Genomic DNA, 16128 nt, shown 5'->3' on the forward strand with positions numbered 1-16128 from the left:
GCCCGCCCCGGTCACGCCGCCGACCGCCGAAGCAAGGCCGGCCGAAGGCCAGGATGACGGCGTCATGGTCGACGGCCGCTTCCTCGGCCCCAACGGCGAGACCCTGCCGGGCGCTCCGGACCAGCGCGACGGCGTGCGCCAGGTCGCGCCGCGCTGACGCGCGCGGCACCGCGAACAAGGCGTCAAACGAAACGCCCCGGCGCCAGGCGCCGGGGCGTTCGTCATTTTTGACGGCGGATCAGACCGCCGGAGATCGGTGGCGTTCAGGCCGCCTTCTGCGACAGCTGGCCGTCGATGACGCGGGCGCCCTCGCCATTGCTGATGGCGATCTGCCGCGGTTTCATGGCCTCGGGGATCTCGCGGACGAGATCGACATGAAGCAGGCCATGCTGGAGCGTGGCGCCCTTCACGAGGACATGGTCGGCGAGCTGGAAGCGGCGCTCGAAGGCGCGCGCGGCGATGCCCTGGTGCAGGTACTCGGCCTTGGCCGCGCCTTCGGCGGCGACCTTCTCACCACGAATGGTGAGCGCCTGCTCCTTCACCTCGATCGACAGGTCCTGTTCGGTAAAGCCGGCAACCGCGACCGAGATGCGGTAGCTGGTCTCGCCGGTCTTCTCGATATTGTAGGGCGGATAGCCGGCGGCCGGGATATCGGCGCCGGAGGTCTGGTCGAGCAACGAGAACAGGCGATCGAAGCCGACAGTGGAACGATAAAGCGGAGCAAGATCGAACGAACGCATGGGATGTCCTCCTTCAAGCAACATCGAATGGCGGCCCGCCGGATAGCCGGGCCTTCCGTCTCGTGCAGCCGCATCGGGCCTGCACGATGAGTGAGTTGGGGATCCCCCGCGGGCCGCGCAAGGGGTGCCAGGCAGGGCGCGCGTTTTCTGACCGCTGCATGAACGGCGACTTCCGGACGGGTTCAGCCGTCCCCCGTCATGGTGCCCGGCAACGATGGGCAGGTGCGGGCAGCCGACCCTGCCTCGGCTCGAACTCAGCGGGGATTGCGCAATGGTCAGGGCGACGCCCGCCAAGGCGATGCTGCTCGCGGCGACGGCCGCCTGGCTTGCCGGCGCCGGCCTTGCCCCGGCGCGCGGCGACGATGATGCGGCGCCGCGCTCCAGCGTGCCGGCCCGGCTCACCGAGCTGGCCGCGCCGGTGCTCGAACTGCGCGCCCAGCCGGTCCAGGCGCCCGCCGTGCTGCCCTGGCCGGAAGTCGCCGGGCGGCTCGCCCGGCGCGGTTATGTCGTCGCCGAGCCGGCCTCGCTGCGCGGCCCGACCTATCTGGCCACCAGCACCGACCGTCGCGGCCGGCGGCTGCGCCTCGTCGTCGATGGTCGCAACGCCGAGATCATCGGCATCAGGGTGATGGATGGCGCGACCGCAGGCGATCGGCCGGCGGCCTTCCCGGCGCCGCCACCCCCGCAGTGACGCCATGCGCTTCGTTCACCATGGCCGGCGCAAGGCCTTGGCACCGGCCCGAGGCTGTGAGATCGAAGACCGATCACCCGCCCGCCTGGGAGCCCGGTCACGATGCGGTCGATCCTGCCTGCTGCCTTCGCCGTGGCGCTGCTGCCCGCCATGGCGGTCGCCATGCCGGTCGCGCCCGCCCCGCGCCCGACGGCGCTGCCGGTCCAGTGGCTGCCGCCAGGCTATCCCTACGATCCTTGCGCGCCCGGCGCCCCGCCCCTGCGCGTGGCCAAGACCGATGACTGGGGGCGCCGTTTTGTCGCCGTCGAGCCGGCCAGCACCTATTGCCGGGCCGCGCGCGGCGAAGCCTATCTCCTGCCGCCGCCGGCGCCGGCCGCGCTCGTCCTCGTGCCGCCCTCCGGCTACGACGCTCATGGCCGCCCGCTCTACCGCTGGCGCCTTGTGCCCGCGCGCTGAGCGCGGCGCGCTGGCCATGGCGCCGGCCGGCGCTATCCTGCCGACATGCGGCCGGCATGGCCGATTCGCCCTTCCGGAGCGCTGATGGATCTCGTCGCCCTGCCCGACCGGCCGGTTCCCGAAGGCGCCCGCGCGGGCACGGTCACGACCCCGGACGGCGTCGCGCTGCGCTATGCGCGGTGGGAGGCGGCCGGCACCCTGCGCAAGGGCACGCTCGTGCTGATCCAGGGCCGCACCGAGTTCATCGAGAAATATTTCGACGTGATCGAGGCGCTGCGCGCCCGCGGCTTCGGCGTGCTGGCCTTCGACTGGCGCGGCCAGGGCGGATCGAGCCGACTGACCGGCGACGTGCGCAAGGGCCATGTCAGGCGCTTCTCGGACTACCAGATCGATTTCGAGACGATCATGGAGACCGTCGCGCTGCCCGACTGCCGGCCGCCCTTCTACGCGCTCGCCCACAGCATGGGCGGCGCCATTACGATCGAGGCGCTGAAGGCCGGCCGCAACTGGTTCGATCGCGTCGTGCTGAGCGCCCCCATGATCGGGCTCGTCGAGGTGCCGCGCTCGACGCTGCCGCTCCTGGCCGTGACGGCGCTGTCGCTTCTCGGCTTCGCCAGCGCGGTCATTCCCGGGGGCACGCTGTCGCCGCTCGCCAAGCGGCCGTTCGAGACCAATCCCGTCACCTCCGACCCCGAGCAATATGCCCGGCTCGCCGCCTATGCCGATGTCGATCCCCGCCTTGCCATGGGCGCGCCGACGATCGGCTGGGTGCGCGAGGCGCTGCGCGTGACACGCGCCATCAGCCAGCCGCTCTACGCTCTCGATATCCGCCAGCCCATGCTGATCATCGCCGCCGGCAACGATCCGCTGGTCTCGACGCCCGCGATCGAACATTTCGGCAGCCAGCTCAAGGCCGGCCGGACGCTGGTGGTGCAGGGCGCCAAGCACGAAATGATGTTCGAGCGGCCGATCTTCCGCGAGCAGTTCTGGGCCGCCTTCGACGCCTTCGTGCCGGGCGAGCAGCCGTTCCTGTGAGCGTTGCCGCGGTCAGCCGTTGAGGATCGCCATCGCTTCGGCATGCACGCGCCTGTCGCCGGCCGCGAGGATGCGGCCGCCCGCGCCCGGCGCGCCCCCGTCCCAGGTCGTGACGATGCCGCCGGCACCCTCGATGATCGGCACCAGGGCGAGGATGTCGTAGGGCTTCAGCCCGGCCTCCACCACCAGGTCGACATGGCCGGCCGCCAGCATGCAATAGGCATAGCAGTCGGCGCCGTAGCGATAGGTGCGGCAGGCCGCCTCGACGCGGTCGAAGCGCGGCTTTTCCTCCTCGCGGAACATTTTCGGCGAGGTCGTCATGATGGTCGCGGCAGCCAGATCCGGGCAGGCGCGGACATGCAGTGCGCGCTCGCCGCCAAGCCCGCGGTAGCGCGCGCGGGCGCGATCACCCCAGAAGGTTTCCCGGGTGAACGGCTGGTGCATCATGCCGAAGGCTGGCGTGCCCTTGCTGGCCAGCCCGATCAGCGTGCCCCAGACCGGGATGCCGGCGATGAAGGCGCGCGTTCCGTCGATCGGATCGAGCACCCAGACATGCTCGGCTTCCGGGTTCTCCGAGCCGTGCTCCTCGCCGACGATGCCATGGGCCGGAAAGGTTGCCTTGATCATGCGGCGCATGGCGGCCTCGCCGGCCCGGTCGGCCTCGGTCACCGGGTCGAAGGCACCGGCATGGGCCTTGTTCTCGACCCCGATGCTGGAGCGGAAGAATGGCAGGATGGCTTCGCCGGAAACCCGCGCGAGCTCATGGACGAAGGCCTCGATATCGACGGCACTCACGGGATGGGCGTCCTTCTCTTGGCGCCGGCGGGCGGCGGCGTGATGGAGCACGGAATGTGTCGGCTGCGATGCTATAGGCCGCCGGCGCAGCGCCCCGCAACCTGCAAGGACGGTGGCGGCCGCGCAGGACTGCGCTGTGTCCCCGGAGCTTGTGACCCGGCTCCGGGCACGGCAGGGTCGGCGCAGCATGGCAGATCCATCGGGGGGATCGGAACGGGCATGGGCGAAGCGACACGGGCGAGATCCGCCACGATCGCCTTGGTGGCAACGCTTGGGCTCGCAACCGCATTCAGTCAGTTCTACCGCAACTCCGTGGGCGTCATCGCCACCACGCTGGCCGGCGAGCTCCATCTGACCGCCGCGGAACTCGGTACCCTGTCGTCGAGCTTCTTCCTGATTTTCGGGCTCTGCCAGATCCCGGTCGGCATCATCATCGACCGCTATGGTCCGCGTGCCGCCATGCTGGGCTCGGCAGCCTTCGTCATCATCGGCTCCTTCGTCTTCGCCCTGGCCGGCGACGGCGGCGGCCTGATCGCCGGCCGCCTGCTGCTCGGCATCGGCTGCTCCACCTTCCTGATGGCGCCGCTGGTCATCTATGCGCGCGCCTTTCCGCCGGCGACCTTCGCCTCGCTCGCCGGCCTGCAGCTCTCCATCTCCAGCCTCGGCAACATCGCCGCCACCGTGCCGCTGGCCCTTGCCACGGCGACCTTCGGCTGGCGTGCCGCCTTCATGGCGGCCGGCATCGCCTGCGCCCTGCTCACCCTGGCGATCTTCGCCATCGTCCGCGGGGCCGCGGCCGGGCCCGACGCCGGCGCGCCGCGCGAAACCCTGGCCGCGGCTCTCGGCGGTGTGCGCCGCGCCGTCCGCGTCATCGGGTTCTCGCGCCTGTTCCTGATGCAGTTTGCAACCTATTCGACCTTCGGCCTGATCATCGGCCTGTGGGGCGGCCCCTATCTTGCCCATGTCCACGGCGCCGACGTCGCCGTGCAGGGGCGCGTCCTGCTCGCCATGGCGGTCGCGCAGGTCGGCGGCATGCTGTTCTGGGGTTCGGCCGACCGGGTCGTCAGGGCCTACCGGCCGCTGACGCTCGCGGCAGCCGGCCTGACCGTCCTCCTGCTCATCGCGCTGATCGGTTTCGGCCACCGGCTGAATCTTCTCGGCGCTGCCGCGATCATCGCCGCGCTCGGCTTCAGCTGCGCCTATGCGCCCGTGCTGGTCGCCCATGGCAAGGCGCTGTTCCCGCCGGAACTGACGGGCCGCGGCATGACGCTGCTCAATATCGGCACGGTCGCCGGCGGCTTTGCGACACAGTGGCTCACCGGGCTTGCGGTCAAGGCTGTCGCCGGTCCCGCCCTGGTCTATCCTGTCGGCGCCTTTCAGACCGCCTTCGGCATGCAGGCGGCCCTGGTCGCGATCGCGGCCTGGGCCTATGCCGGCGCTCCCGATCCACGCCGCGCCCTCGGCTGAGGCGGCAGCGGCCGGCCGGCGCGCGATGCCTCAAAAAAAATGGGTCAACCATCTTGCCTTTTCGAGAGGACCCGGCCATATTGTTGCAGTGCGGTGTCGCTCCCGCGACGTCGCACAGCCCTCCTTGGGCGTTTCCTCCCTAGACTTGGGCCGCTCACGAAAGTGAGCGGCCTCTTTCTTTTCTGGGTCGAATTTTCGAACTATTTCAATAAGAAGCTCACGGTCTTCCGTAGCGCGTCAGGGCCCGCCGGGCAGAGGGCGCGCGCGCGACCGGCTGTCATGCCGATTGTGCAACGCACCCTAATCAACTGAACAGTTGAGATCACAATCCCGGCGGCGCGCGGCAATCGGGAGCATGCAGGCCATGGCGGGCAGGGCCGCCGGATCACTCATCCGTGAAATAGTCACTCGGCGGCGAAGCGCCAGTCGCCGGGCCTGTCGAGCGGCAGGCGCATCAACCCTTCGGCGAGCAGCATCAGGTCGGCCTGCAGGCCCTCGAAGCCGGGTTTGCGCCGATAGCTGCGCTCGTCCATGTAGATCGCCCGGTTGATCTCGATCTGCACGGCATGGGTCCCGGCCTGCGGCTGGCCGTAGTGCTCGGTGATGAAGCCGCCGGCATAGGGCTTGTTGCGCACCACCTGATAGCCCCGGCCACGCAGCACCGATTCGACGAGATCGCTCACCACCGGCGAGCAACTGGTGCCGTAGCGGTCGCCGATCACGATGTCGGCGCGCGGCCGGTCCTCGCGGGCCGGCGCGAGCGAGGGCATCGAATGGCAATCGACCAGCAACGCTTCGCCGAAGGCGCGGTGCGCGCCGGCGATGACACGGCGGAGCGTGCGGTGATAGGGCTTGTAGATGGTGTCGATGCGCATCAGCGCCTCGTCGACCGGCAGCCGGCGGGCATAGATCTCCTGCGCCTCGCCTACCACCCGCGGCACCGTGCCGAGGCCGCCGGCAACGCGCATGGAACGGGTATTGGCGAAGGTCGGCAGCCGGCCGTCGAACATGCGCGGATCGAGCTCGTAGGGCTCGCGGTTCACATCCACCATCGAACGCGGGAAATGGGCCCGGACGAGCGGCATGCCCCGCTCCACCACGCCGGCGAACAGCGCGTCGACATCGGTGTCCTCGGAGCGGCGCAGCGTCGGCAGGTCGAGCCGCACCTGCTGCAGGAACTGTGCGGGATAGACCCGGCCGGAATGCGGGGAGTTGAACACGACGGGAGCGACCAGCACATCGGGTTCCAGCGCCTCGAAGGCCGGTTCGAAGTCGCGGATCTCTGCTTCGCTCATTGCGCTGGCCTGGCTCTTCCCGTCGCCCGCGTCCCGGCGCCCGCCACCTGGGCGCCCGGAACGCGAAAATCAGCTTAGCCAGCGGTCTCGATGATGGAAAGCGGCCGGCCCCGCTTGGCGCGCAGGGGAGCGGCCCGCGGGCCGTGCGGCAGCGTTTGGGACGCGCCGATTGCCGCAGTTTGCTTAAAAACTGCGACAAATGCGTCGCATCGGCCTGGAAAAGCACCGCCGGCGGCGGCGAGTCATGGTGAAAACCGAGACATTTCGGCCATTCTGGCGCATATTTGCGGGGTCGCTTTCACGCCATGTTTACCGTCCGGGTGTTGAGTATTGGCGAGGGGCGCGCTGTGGTCGATCCACGGCATTTCTGGCATGGGGCGAAGGACCGCACGGGCGAATGGGCAAGATTCTGCTGGCCGAAGACGACAACGACATGCGTCGGTTCCTGGTCAAGGCGCTGCACAATGCAGGCTATGACGTCGCCTCGTTCGACAACGGGCTGTCGGCCTATCACCGCCTGCGCGAGGAACCCTTCGAGCTGCTCCTGACCGACATCGTCATGCCGGAGATGGACGGCATCGAGCTCGCCCGCCGGGCCACCGAGCTCGATCCCGAAATCAAGGTCATGTTCATCACCGGCTTCGCCGCGGTGGCGCTGCAGCCCGATTCGCAGGCGCCGAAAGATGCCAAGATCCTGTCCAAGCCGTTCCATTTGCGCGACCTCGTGAACGAGGTCGAAAAAATGCTGCGCGAGGCCGCCTAACTATCCCCAACCGGGCTTGCACCGGACCGCGTTCCCAACTATACGGAGCGCCTCGCATTCGCGGCCCCGGCCGCAAAGGGCGCGTAGCTCAGCGGGAGAGCACTACGTTGACATCGTAGGGGTCGCTGGTTCGATCCCAGCCGCGCCCACCATTCAAGCCCCCGGTATCATTGAAGACCTCAATGATACCGGGGGTTTTGTTTTGCCCGGCCCGTCATCCGCATGGAGTCCGGCGCACCGCGCGCAAGACCGCGCGGCATGCCGGCCGCCCAGGTCCGATCCGCGAGCCGCTGTGACGGGCTTTTCAGAACTTGAAGGAGGCGTTGGCGTTGACGCGCCAGCCGTCATTGGCCGGCCCGTCCGTGATCTCGCGGGCGCCTTCGAGGCCGAGATCGATCGAGCGGGCGGCAAGCGGCCCGGTCGGCAGGACGGTTGCGCGCACGCCGAGCCCGACATTGGTCGCGCCGACCGTCCGGCGTTCGAGCACGGTCGGCCTCAGATTCACCGCCTGCCCGCGCGAGGTGAACAGATAGGGCGAGAACACGCCCTGGCCGGCCGGCCCCGGCGGGATGAGCGCGGCATATTGCAGCTCGGCCCGGACGAGCCAGCCGCTGTCGCCGGCGAGCAGGCCCGAATCGAGCGCGGAGAGGCCGCGCGGCCCGCCGAGCGTGAAGCGCTCGCTGTTGAGCAGCGGCCCAGTCAGCGCATATTGGGCGCGGCCGCTCAGCTCGAGGGTGAAGTTCGCCGGCAGGGCCTGGGCGAGGCGCGCGCGGAACTCGAGCTTGCTGAAGACATCGCTCGCCGAGACGCGCGACAGCGGCTTCAGGAAGGTCGCGTCCGACCGGCCACGGCTGCCGAGCCAGTGGACGCCTTGCGAAAAATCGAGTCCGGCGCTGATGGTCGTGCCGGTCAGCGCGATCACATGGGTGAAATCGGCGCCGAGCCGCACCGGCCTCAACCGGTCGTCGTAGAGCGTCGCATCGAACAGCGGCGCGCGCTGCTGCTCGTCGACCAGTTCCACGGCCGCGCGCAGCGTCAGATTGGTGCTGCGGCTGCGGATCAGGGGATAGAGCAGCCTGAGCGCGATCCGCCGCAGCGTGCTTTCGGTCGCAAGGGCCGCAGGGCCGGTACGCGGATGCGTGTCGGAAAGCGTCACCTCGGCATTGAAGCTGAGGCCATCGGTGCCGAGCGGCAGGATGAAGCCGCCGGCCACCAGCCGGCGCGGTCCCTCCGACGAGAGCCAGCCGTTCGCCGGCGAGCCGGAGGCGGCGAGATAGACGAGCTCGCCCGAACCGGCCAGCGACTGGAACGCCGCCGACAGGGTGGCCGAGGTCATGCCGAGTGATTTCGGCAGGGAATTGTCGATGCTGATCTCGGCGCTGACTGGCCGCTGTTCGCCCGACAGCACCAGCCGCACCGCGCCGGTCGCGGTGCCCGGCTCGAGGGTCGACCGCAGCGCCAGGCCCGGCACGTCGCCGGCCAGCAGCAGCTTGCGCTCGAAAGTGCCGAGCGGCAGGCGCCGCTGGCCGACGAGATCGGCGGTGATGGCCGCGACGCGCGCGCGCACCCGCTCGGGCAGACGCGCGGTATCGATCGATTCGACGAAACCTTCGACCACGCGCAGGCGCAGCGTGCCGCCATGGCGCGCCTCCTGCGGCGGCACCACCACGCGGGTAAGGAAATAGCCGCGCGCGGCATAGGCCTGCTCGATCGCCGCCGCGGCGGCATAGATCTCGGCCACCGTCACCATGCGGCCGCGCAGCCGGCCGACCGCAACCTCCGTCTCGGCGGCGAGGCCGGGATCGCCGCCCTCGACCGCGACCGTGCCGATCCGGAGCGTCGCCCGCTCCGCGCCCGCAGGCACCTGGCCGGCGCCCGCCTCGGGCAGCACGATGCCGGTCGGGCTGCGCTGCAGGTCGGGAGCGAAGCTGCGCGGCGTGACCTGGCCGGGAGACGGCGCTTGCGCGGAGGCCGGCGCCATGAGGGCGAGAAGGCTCGCGCCGACAAGGGCCATCGCCCGGATGGGGCGGCCGCGCGTGACGTTCGGATTCGGTATGGCCAGCATCATGGACAGGTCAGCCCTCCGGCGGGTTGCGGCCGGCATGTGAGAAGGCCCTGCCGATCAGCGGTCGTCAGTCCCTCCAGGACGGTGGTGCCGCCCGACGGCTCGGGCGGCGGCGCGACAAGGCTCGCGAGCTGGCTGATCGCGACGGCCGCCGGCGAGGGCGCGACCGTGAACCGGCCCGGCTGGAAGGTGATCTGATAATTGGGCGAGAAGGCCAGCGAGCCGATTTGGATCGTGTAGGAACCGATCGCCTCCCCCGCCTCGCGCGCCAGGGCGCCGCTCGCCTGGTCACCGTTGACGAGGCCCATGCCGGCGGCGAGCCAGGTGAGCGGCGGGTCCGGCTGGCCGAAGCTCTTGGTCACGTCGCGCGCGACGATCGTTACCGGCCGCGCCGTCACCGTCAGCGTCGCGCCGCTGAAGCCGGTGATCTGATAGTTGCCGCCGCCGATGGTCCCGGCCGTGATGGCATAGCCCCCGATGCCCGACCGTTCGGTGGCCGCCGTGGCGAGCGCACCGGTGAGCATGTCGCCATTGACCAGCCCTGCCCCGCCCACCGCATAGGCGAGCGCCGGATTGGCCTCGCCATAGACCCGGCTCTGATCATGGGCCGTGATGGTGATCGCGCGCGGCGTGATCGTCAGGTCGGCGCCCGCATAGCTGACCGCATAGTTCGGGTTGCCGAGCGTGCCAAGCCGGATCGCGTATGCGCCGACGCCCGAGGCCGCTGCCGCCCCCGTCTCGAGCGCGCCCGTCAGCGTGTCGCCGGACAGGAGGCCCTCCGCCTGATAGGTCAGCGCCGGGTTGGCGTCACCATAGATCCGGCTCCTGGCATCGGCCGTCACCCTGACCGGCCGCGCCGTGATCGTCAGGTCGGCGCTCGCATAGCTGATCGCGTAGTTCGGATTGGCCAGCGTGCCGCGCGTGATCGCATAGGTCCCGACACCCGAGGCCTGGGACGCGTCGGTCTCCAGCGTACCGGCGAGCGCGTCGCCATTGACGAGCGAGCCAGCCGTCACCCGATAGGTCAGCGCCGGGTTGCCATCGCCATAGACGCGGCTCTTGGCATCCGCCGCCAGCGTGATCGGCCGCGCCGTGATCGTCAGGTCGGCGCTCGTATAGCTGATGGCATAATTGGGGTTGGCGAGCGTGCCGCGGGTGATCGCATAGGCCCCGACGCCCGAGGTTGTGGTCGCGCCGGTCTCCAGCGCGCCGGCGAGGCTGTCGCCACCGACGAGCGATCCGGCCGTCAGCCTGTAGGTCAGCCCCGGATTGTCATCGCCATAGACGCGGCTGCGCGCATCCGCCGCAACCGTGATCGGCCGCGCCGTGATCGTCAGATCGGCGCCCGCATAGCTGATCTTGTAGTTTGGATCGCCGAGCGTGCCGCGCGCGATCGCGTAGATCCCGACGCCCGACGTCGTCGTCGCCGCGGTTTCGAGGCCGCCCGACAGGGTATCGCCATTGACCAGCGAGCCGCCGGTCACCTGATAGGTCAGCGCCGGATTGGCATCGCCATAGACCCGGCTTCGGGCATCGGCGGTCACTGTGATCGGCCGCGGCGTGATCGTCAGGTCGGCACCCGCATAGCTGATCGCATAGTTCGGATTGGCGAGCGTGCCGCGGCCGATGGCATAGGCTCCGACACCCGACACGGTGGTAGCGCCGACCTCGAGCGCGCCGGTCAATGCGTCGCCGGGCAGGAGGCCGGGCGCCGCATAGGTCAGAACCGGATTGGCGTCGCCATAGAACCGGCTCCGGGCATCCGCCGTCACGGTCAGCGGCCGCGCCGTGACCGCGAGCTCGGCGCCCGTATAGCTGATCGCATAGTTCGGATGGCCGAGGCTGCCGATCCGGATCGCGTAGGTTCCGACACCCGAGCCGGACATCGCGTCGGTTTCGAGCCCGCCCGTCAGTGCGTCGCCGGGCAGGAGGCCTGACGTGCTGTAGGTCAGGACCGGATTGCCGTCGCCATAGACGCGGCTTTTTGCGTCCGCAGCCACGGTGATCGGTCGCGCCACGATCGTCAGGTCGGCGCCGGTATAGCTGATCGCGTAGTTCGGATTGCCGAGGCTGCCGATCCGGATCGCATAGGTTCCGACACCCGAGCCGGATGTCGCGTCGGTTTCGAGCCCGCCGGTCAGGGCATCGCCGGCCAGGAGGCCGGAGACGTTGTAGGTCAAGGCCGGATTGCCGTCGCCATAGACGCGGCTTTTTGTGTCCGCCGTGACACTGATCGGCCGCGGCGTGACGGAAAGAATGCCGGGCGAGCTGAAGCTGAAAGCATAGCCCGACGGCGAGGCCAATGTCCCCTGCGCAACATGGACGGTGTAGCCGAGCCCGCCGGCCGGGACGAAAGCCCCGGTCCCGGCCGAGGTCAGCGCTGGCGCGCCGGTATAGGCGGTCGCCGCGTCGTCGCCGCGATAGGCGCCGCTGACGCCCGGATCGTAACCGGTGACGGCGTAGAGGCCGGCGATCGTCGCCGCGCCCTCCTCGCCATAGACCTTGCTGCCGTTGATCGAGGTGAAGGTGAGCGTCGGGCGGGAGGCGAAGAGGTAGCGGTTGCCGGCCTGGCTGACGCTGCCGGGAGGCAGCGTCGCCGGCGACGCGCCGAAGATCGCCGTATTCCCGCTGTCGAGCCCGCCGAATGTATTGCCGCCGGGTGCGTTGGAATAGATCAGCCATCGCCCGCCGGTCGCGGTGACCGCGCCGGCACCGGCCTGATTGACGAAAGCACCGCCCGCGGCCAGCACGGGCGACACCCCGGAAACGCCGGCGCCGCTGGCGATCGTGAGCGCGCCGCTGGCCGCGACCTTGACCGTGTCGGTCGTCTGAACTCCGGCAACCACGACGCCGGTGCTGGCGATCCGGTCGATGGTCAGATCCGTGGCGTTGACATAGTCGAGCGCACCGACATCGGCCGCCAGGACGCGAACCTGATTGGCGGCCTGGGCCAGGGTGAACCGCCCGCCGCCGCCGAGCAGCAGGCCGTCGGCGGTGATAGTGCCCGCCGCCTGCGTCACCGTGCCGGCCGATGACAGGGCGAAAATGCCGGATTGCGAAACCGGCTGGTCGACGACAAAGCTTGACGCCGCGCTGTCGATGCGCTGGTTGGCGAAGGACGAGCCGGCGATGGAGGTGCCGGAAACGGCCGCCGCGAAGGTCGCGTTGACCGCGGAAACCGAGCCGACCGTCGCATCGGCGCTGACGATCCGCCAGCCGCTCTGCAGGTCGAGGCCGGAGATCCGACCGCTCGCGCCCGTCCGCACGGTCGCAGCGTCCGAGGTCCCCTGTGACGCGTTGCCGATGAGATAGGCGACCGCCGTGCCGTTCACGGTGCCGGCATCGACCATGATGTAGTAATAGCCGTTGGCGCCGGTCACGGCGCGACCACGCACCGCGCCGCCGCTCGCCAGTTGCACGGTGACGAAGCCGTTCGCATCCGGCGCAAGGCCGGTCGTGCCGTCGGCGCGATAGGCCGTCCCCGAGATCGCCTGGACGCCCCGGCCGTAGAAGCTCGGAAGATAGGGATAGAGCCCGCCTGCACCGCCGCTCCAGACCGCCGCATCGAAGCCCAGCGCGGCGAGCCCGCCATTCTGCAGGCCGGTGGTGGTCATGCCGGTCGCCGACACCGTCCCGCCCGCAACGCCGCCCGCCGCGTCGGTCTGGCCGGTCGTGCCGATGTCGAAGAACGAATTGCTGATGGCGCCGCCATAGACGGCGCCCGCAAGCCCTCCGGTGCTGGAATCGCCAAGGACGGCCCCCGTGGCGAAGGTGCGCTCGACAAGACCGTAGCTGAGGCCGATCAGCCCGCCGACGCCGCCCGAGCCGCGCACCGCTCCGGTCGCATAGCTGTCGCGGATCGTGCCGGAGTGCCAGCCGACGAGGCCGCCGACACCGGTGCCGCCGACCACGGTGCCGGCCGCCATCGACCGGAGGATGGTCGTGTTGCTGGCATTGCCGATCAATCCCCCGACCGAGCCCGCGCCGCTGACCTGGACGTTGGAATAGGTATTCAGCACCTGGCCGTTGCTGATGGAACCGATCAGCGCACCGGTGGAGTTGCCGCCCGCGACGGAGCCGCTGGCGATGCCGACGTCGCGGATGGTGCCACCGGCGACATATCCGAACAGGCCGAAATTCGCGGCGCTGCTGCTCATGCTGAGATTGCTCAGCTTGTGGCCCAGCCCGGCAAAGGTGCCTGAGAACGCGGTACCCGCGTCACGGCCGACCAGGGCCGTGCCATAGGTAAAGCCGGCCATGTTGAAATCGTAGGCCATGGCGAAATTGCCGCTCAGGCCCGTGCCATAGGCGGTAATGGGCTGGTTGTTGAAGGCGTAGAGGCCGTCGATTTCGTCGAGCTGGAACTTCGAATAGACGATCCAGTATTTCGCGCCGTTGATGAAGAGATATTGGTGGGTGAGCTGCTCCCAGGTGGTGCCCATGCCCGGGTTCGGATCGGACATGCTGCCGCCGGCATCGTAGAAGGACACCGACGCGCCGTTACGGAACCCGTAGTCGTAGCCCGCGCCGTTGCCGAGGCTCAGCGTGCCCGCGCCGTACATGGTCACATTGGCATTGATCGCCAGGTCGCCGCCGGACTTGAGCGTCAGCAGCGACCCCGTGCGGACGTCGATCGGCTGCGCCACGGTGAGCGGCGCGCCGGCCTCGGTCTGCACCATGAGGCTCTGCCCGTTGAGGTTCACCGCCTGGTCGACGGTGAAGCTCGCGCCGGTCGCCAGATAGGCCCGGCCCTTGAGGCCCGCCAGCGCGGCAAGCGCGGTCGGGCTCGATCCGGCTGCCCCGGCCGTGTCGACCGCCTCGGCCCGGGCCTGCGACAGCGTCGTCGCCGTGGTCCGCGCGGTCAGCACCGTGCCGTAGATGTCGAGGCCTGCCATTACGCTCGCGCCGGTGGCGCGCTCGAAGCGCACGGCATCGGTCGAACCCGACGAGCTGGGGCTCGTGTCGCTCTGGGTGAAGGTGATGACGCGCGCCCCGGGCGTCAGCGTACCCGGTGGCAGCAGGGTGGCGTAGAAGCCATTGGCGCCGGTCGTCACCTTTCCGTATTCGACGCCTTCGACGACGGTCGAGACGCGGCCGGGATTGGCAGCATAGATGGGCAGGGGCACGCTGGAGACGAGGCGGGTGACGCCGAGATCGGTATAGGCGGTGCCCGACACCATCTCAGCGCCGTTCGGGTAGAAATTCGCGAGATACGGCATGATGCCGCCGGTGCCGCCGGCAAAGGCCGGGCCGACTCCGCCGTCCAGGAACTGCGTCAGCGTGATCGGTGTCCCGCCGGCAGAGCCGGAGCCGGTACCGGTGCTCCGCCCCGTCGTGTCGGTGACGAAAGAGCTGGCGACGACGGTGCCCTGATTGATGCCGACGAGGCCGCCGACGGTGTCGCTGCCATGGGTTGCGCCGCTGGCATAGGTCTCGATGATCCAGGCGCCGCTGTCGTTCGTGCCGACGAGCCCGCCGACCCAGCGCCCGCCGATGACCGAACCGGTCGCATAGGCCTGGCTGATGGTGCCGCCATTGCGCCCGACGAGACCGCCGACCTGGTTGCGGTCGCGGCCGTCGACCGAGGCATTGGAGAACGATCGGCTCAGTGTGCCGGTATTGTAGCCGACGAGGCCGCCGACGGAGGACGAGCCCTGGACCCTGCCGTCCGCCCAGCTCTGGGTGATGGTGCCCCGGTTCACGCCGGCGATCGCGCCGGCATAGTCGGACGCGCCGATATTGACGTTGCGCAGGCCGACATTGCTGACCGTGCCGCTGCTGCCGACGACGCCGAACAGCCCGACATAATTGCTCGGCACCTGGAAGGCGGTCAGATTGTAGATGACGTTGCCGAGCCCTTCGAACTTGCCGGTGAAACCATTGCCGCCGTTGAGGATGGTGCCGTGGCCGTCGACGCCGAGCGCGTAGAAGCCGAGGCCGCCGTTCCAGCCGCTGGTCGGCGTGCCGTTGATCGGTCCGGCAAGCGCATAGCGGCCGGTCAAGTCGTTGTTGATCGCCTGCAGCTCGGTGGCGTCGTAGACGAGCTGATAGCCCTGCCCGTTGATCGACAGCGACTGGCCGGTATGCGGCGTTCCGGTATAGTTGACCCCGGCCGCCATGGCGAAGGAGAGCGTGCCGCCGCTGCCGCCCTGGTTGGTGTTGAGGGCAAGCCCGCCCGGCCCGGTGATGAAGATATTGGCGTTGACCGCGATCGATCGGTAGGCGCTGAGCGTGAGCGTCGATCCCGAATCCCAGACGATCGGTGCCGCCACGGTGATGTCGCCGGCCTGGCTGCCGCCCGATCCGGTCGAGATCGTCACATTGGACAGCGCAAGCTGGTTCTGCAGCGTCGCGACATTGATCACGCTGTTGTCGCCAGTCGCGGTAAAGCCGGACTGGTTGGCGTCGGCGCCATTGGAGATGGTGACGTTGTAGGGATCGAGCAGCAGCGTGCCGAACCGGCCGAGCGTCGCGCGCAGATCCGCCGAACCGGTGAACGCGAGGGTCGCCTTGCCGGACACTTCGGCAAAACCGCCATCGCCGCCGAGCCGGCCGCCCTGCGCCGAGATCCGACCGGCAAAGCCGGTGAAGCCGTCCGACCAGACGATGACCCGGCCGCCATCGCCGCTTGTCGTGGCATCGGCGCGGATGGTCGAGCCGGCGTCGATCGTCACCGTCTGGGCCCGCGACAGCGGGCCGCCGCCCTGGTAGTCGCCGCCGACCCGCACCGAACCGCCGCCGGTTGCGCCGGACACGTCGAGCCGCGCGCTCGCCAGGGAGAGGTCGCGGCCGGTCACGGTGATCGCGCCGCCGCGGCCATG

General features: G+C 69.6%; 10 protein-coding genes and 1 tRNA gene. 6 read left to right on the plus strand and 5 right to left on the minus strand.

What is annotated here, in order from left to right; genetic code table 11:
- Positions 1-263: 263 nt before the first annotated feature.
- The gene (locus OZ671_RS30590; protein WP_268864218.1) at positions 264-740 is read right to left on the minus strand and encodes an Hsp20 family protein; all 477 of its coding nucleotides are present in this window, start codon (positions 738-740) and stop codon (positions 264-266) included.
- A 271-nt stretch (positions 741-1011) separates the two neighbouring features.
- On the opposite strand from OZ671_RS30590, the gene OZ671_RS30595 reads away from it, so the two are divergent.
- The 3 genes from OZ671_RS30595 (at position 1012) to OZ671_RS30605 (ending at position 2922) form a co-directional block, all read left to right on the plus strand.
- Complete coding sequence (locus OZ671_RS30595) at positions 1012-1431, plus strand: hypothetical protein (protein WP_268864219.1); 420 nt, start codon at positions 1012-1014, stop codon at positions 1429-1431.
- A 102-nt stretch (positions 1432-1533) separates the two neighbouring features.
- On the plus strand, positions 1534-1887 hold the full coding sequence (locus OZ671_RS30600; protein WP_268864220.1) for a hypothetical protein: 354 nt from the start codon (positions 1534-1536) through the stop codon (positions 1885-1887).
- Positions 1888-1971: 84 nt separating this feature from the next.
- Entirely contained in the window at positions 1972-2922 is a 951-nt protein-coding gene (locus OZ671_RS30605) for an alpha/beta fold hydrolase (protein WP_268864221.1), read from the plus strand.
- Between the two features lie 12 nt (positions 2923-2934).
- Here the strand turns inward: OZ671_RS30605 and hisN are convergent, their stop codons facing one another.
- A complete protein-coding gene (gene hisN / locus OZ671_RS30610) occupies positions 2935-3717 on the minus strand; it encodes a histidinol-phosphatase (RefSeq protein ID WP_268864222.1) in 783 nt (260 codons plus the stop codon).
- Between the two features lie 261 nt (positions 3718-3978).
- Here hisN and OZ671_RS30615 point away from each other — a divergent pair, with 261 nt between their 5' ends.
- Positions 3979-5184 (plus strand): MFS transporter, encoded by a 1206-nt coding sequence (locus OZ671_RS30615; RefSeq protein ID WP_268864223.1) that lies wholly within the window; start codon positions 3979-3981, stop codon positions 5182-5184.
- 404 nt (positions 5185-5588) lie between these two features.
- Here OZ671_RS30615 and OZ671_RS30620 read toward each other — a convergent pair whose 3' ends face one another.
- Positions 5589-6479 carry an N-formylglutamate amidohydrolase gene (locus OZ671_RS30620; protein WP_268864224.1) on the minus strand — a complete coding sequence of 297 codons (891 nt, stop codon included), beginning with the start codon at positions 6477-6479 and terminating at the stop codon, positions 5589-5591.
- 397 nt (positions 6480-6876) lie between these two features.
- Between OZ671_RS30620 and cpdR the strand changes: the two genes are divergently transcribed.
- The gene (cpdR, locus tag OZ671_RS30625) at positions 6877-7242 is read left to right on the plus strand and encodes a cell cycle two-component system response regulator CpdR (RefSeq protein WP_038307854.1); all 366 of its coding nucleotides are present in this window, start codon (positions 6877-6879) and stop codon (positions 7240-7242) included.
- 77 nt (positions 7243-7319) lie between these two features.
- Positions 7320-7394: transfer RNA gene (locus OZ671_RS30630), tRNA-Val, on the plus strand.
- Between the two features lie 152 nt (positions 7395-7546).
- Here the strand turns inward: OZ671_RS30630 and OZ671_RS30635 are convergent.
- Positions 7547-9310, minus strand: a complete 1764-nt coding sequence (locus OZ671_RS30635) for a ShlB/FhaC/HecB family hemolysin secretion/activation protein (protein WP_268864225.1) — start codon at positions 9308-9310, stop codon at positions 7547-7549.
- On the minus strand, positions 9307-16104 hold the full coding sequence (locus OZ671_RS30640) for an MBG domain-containing protein (protein WP_268864226.1): 6798 nt from the start codon (positions 16102-16104) through the stop codon (positions 9307-9309). The genes OZ671_RS30635 and OZ671_RS30640 overlap by 4 nt, the downstream gene beginning before the upstream one ends.
- Between the last annotated feature and the right edge of the window lie 24 nt (positions 16105-16128).

The organism is Phreatobacter sp. AB_2022a (assembly GCF_026847585.1).
GTDB lineage: Bacteria > Pseudomonadota > Alphaproteobacteria > Rhizobiales > Phreatobacteraceae > Phreatobacter.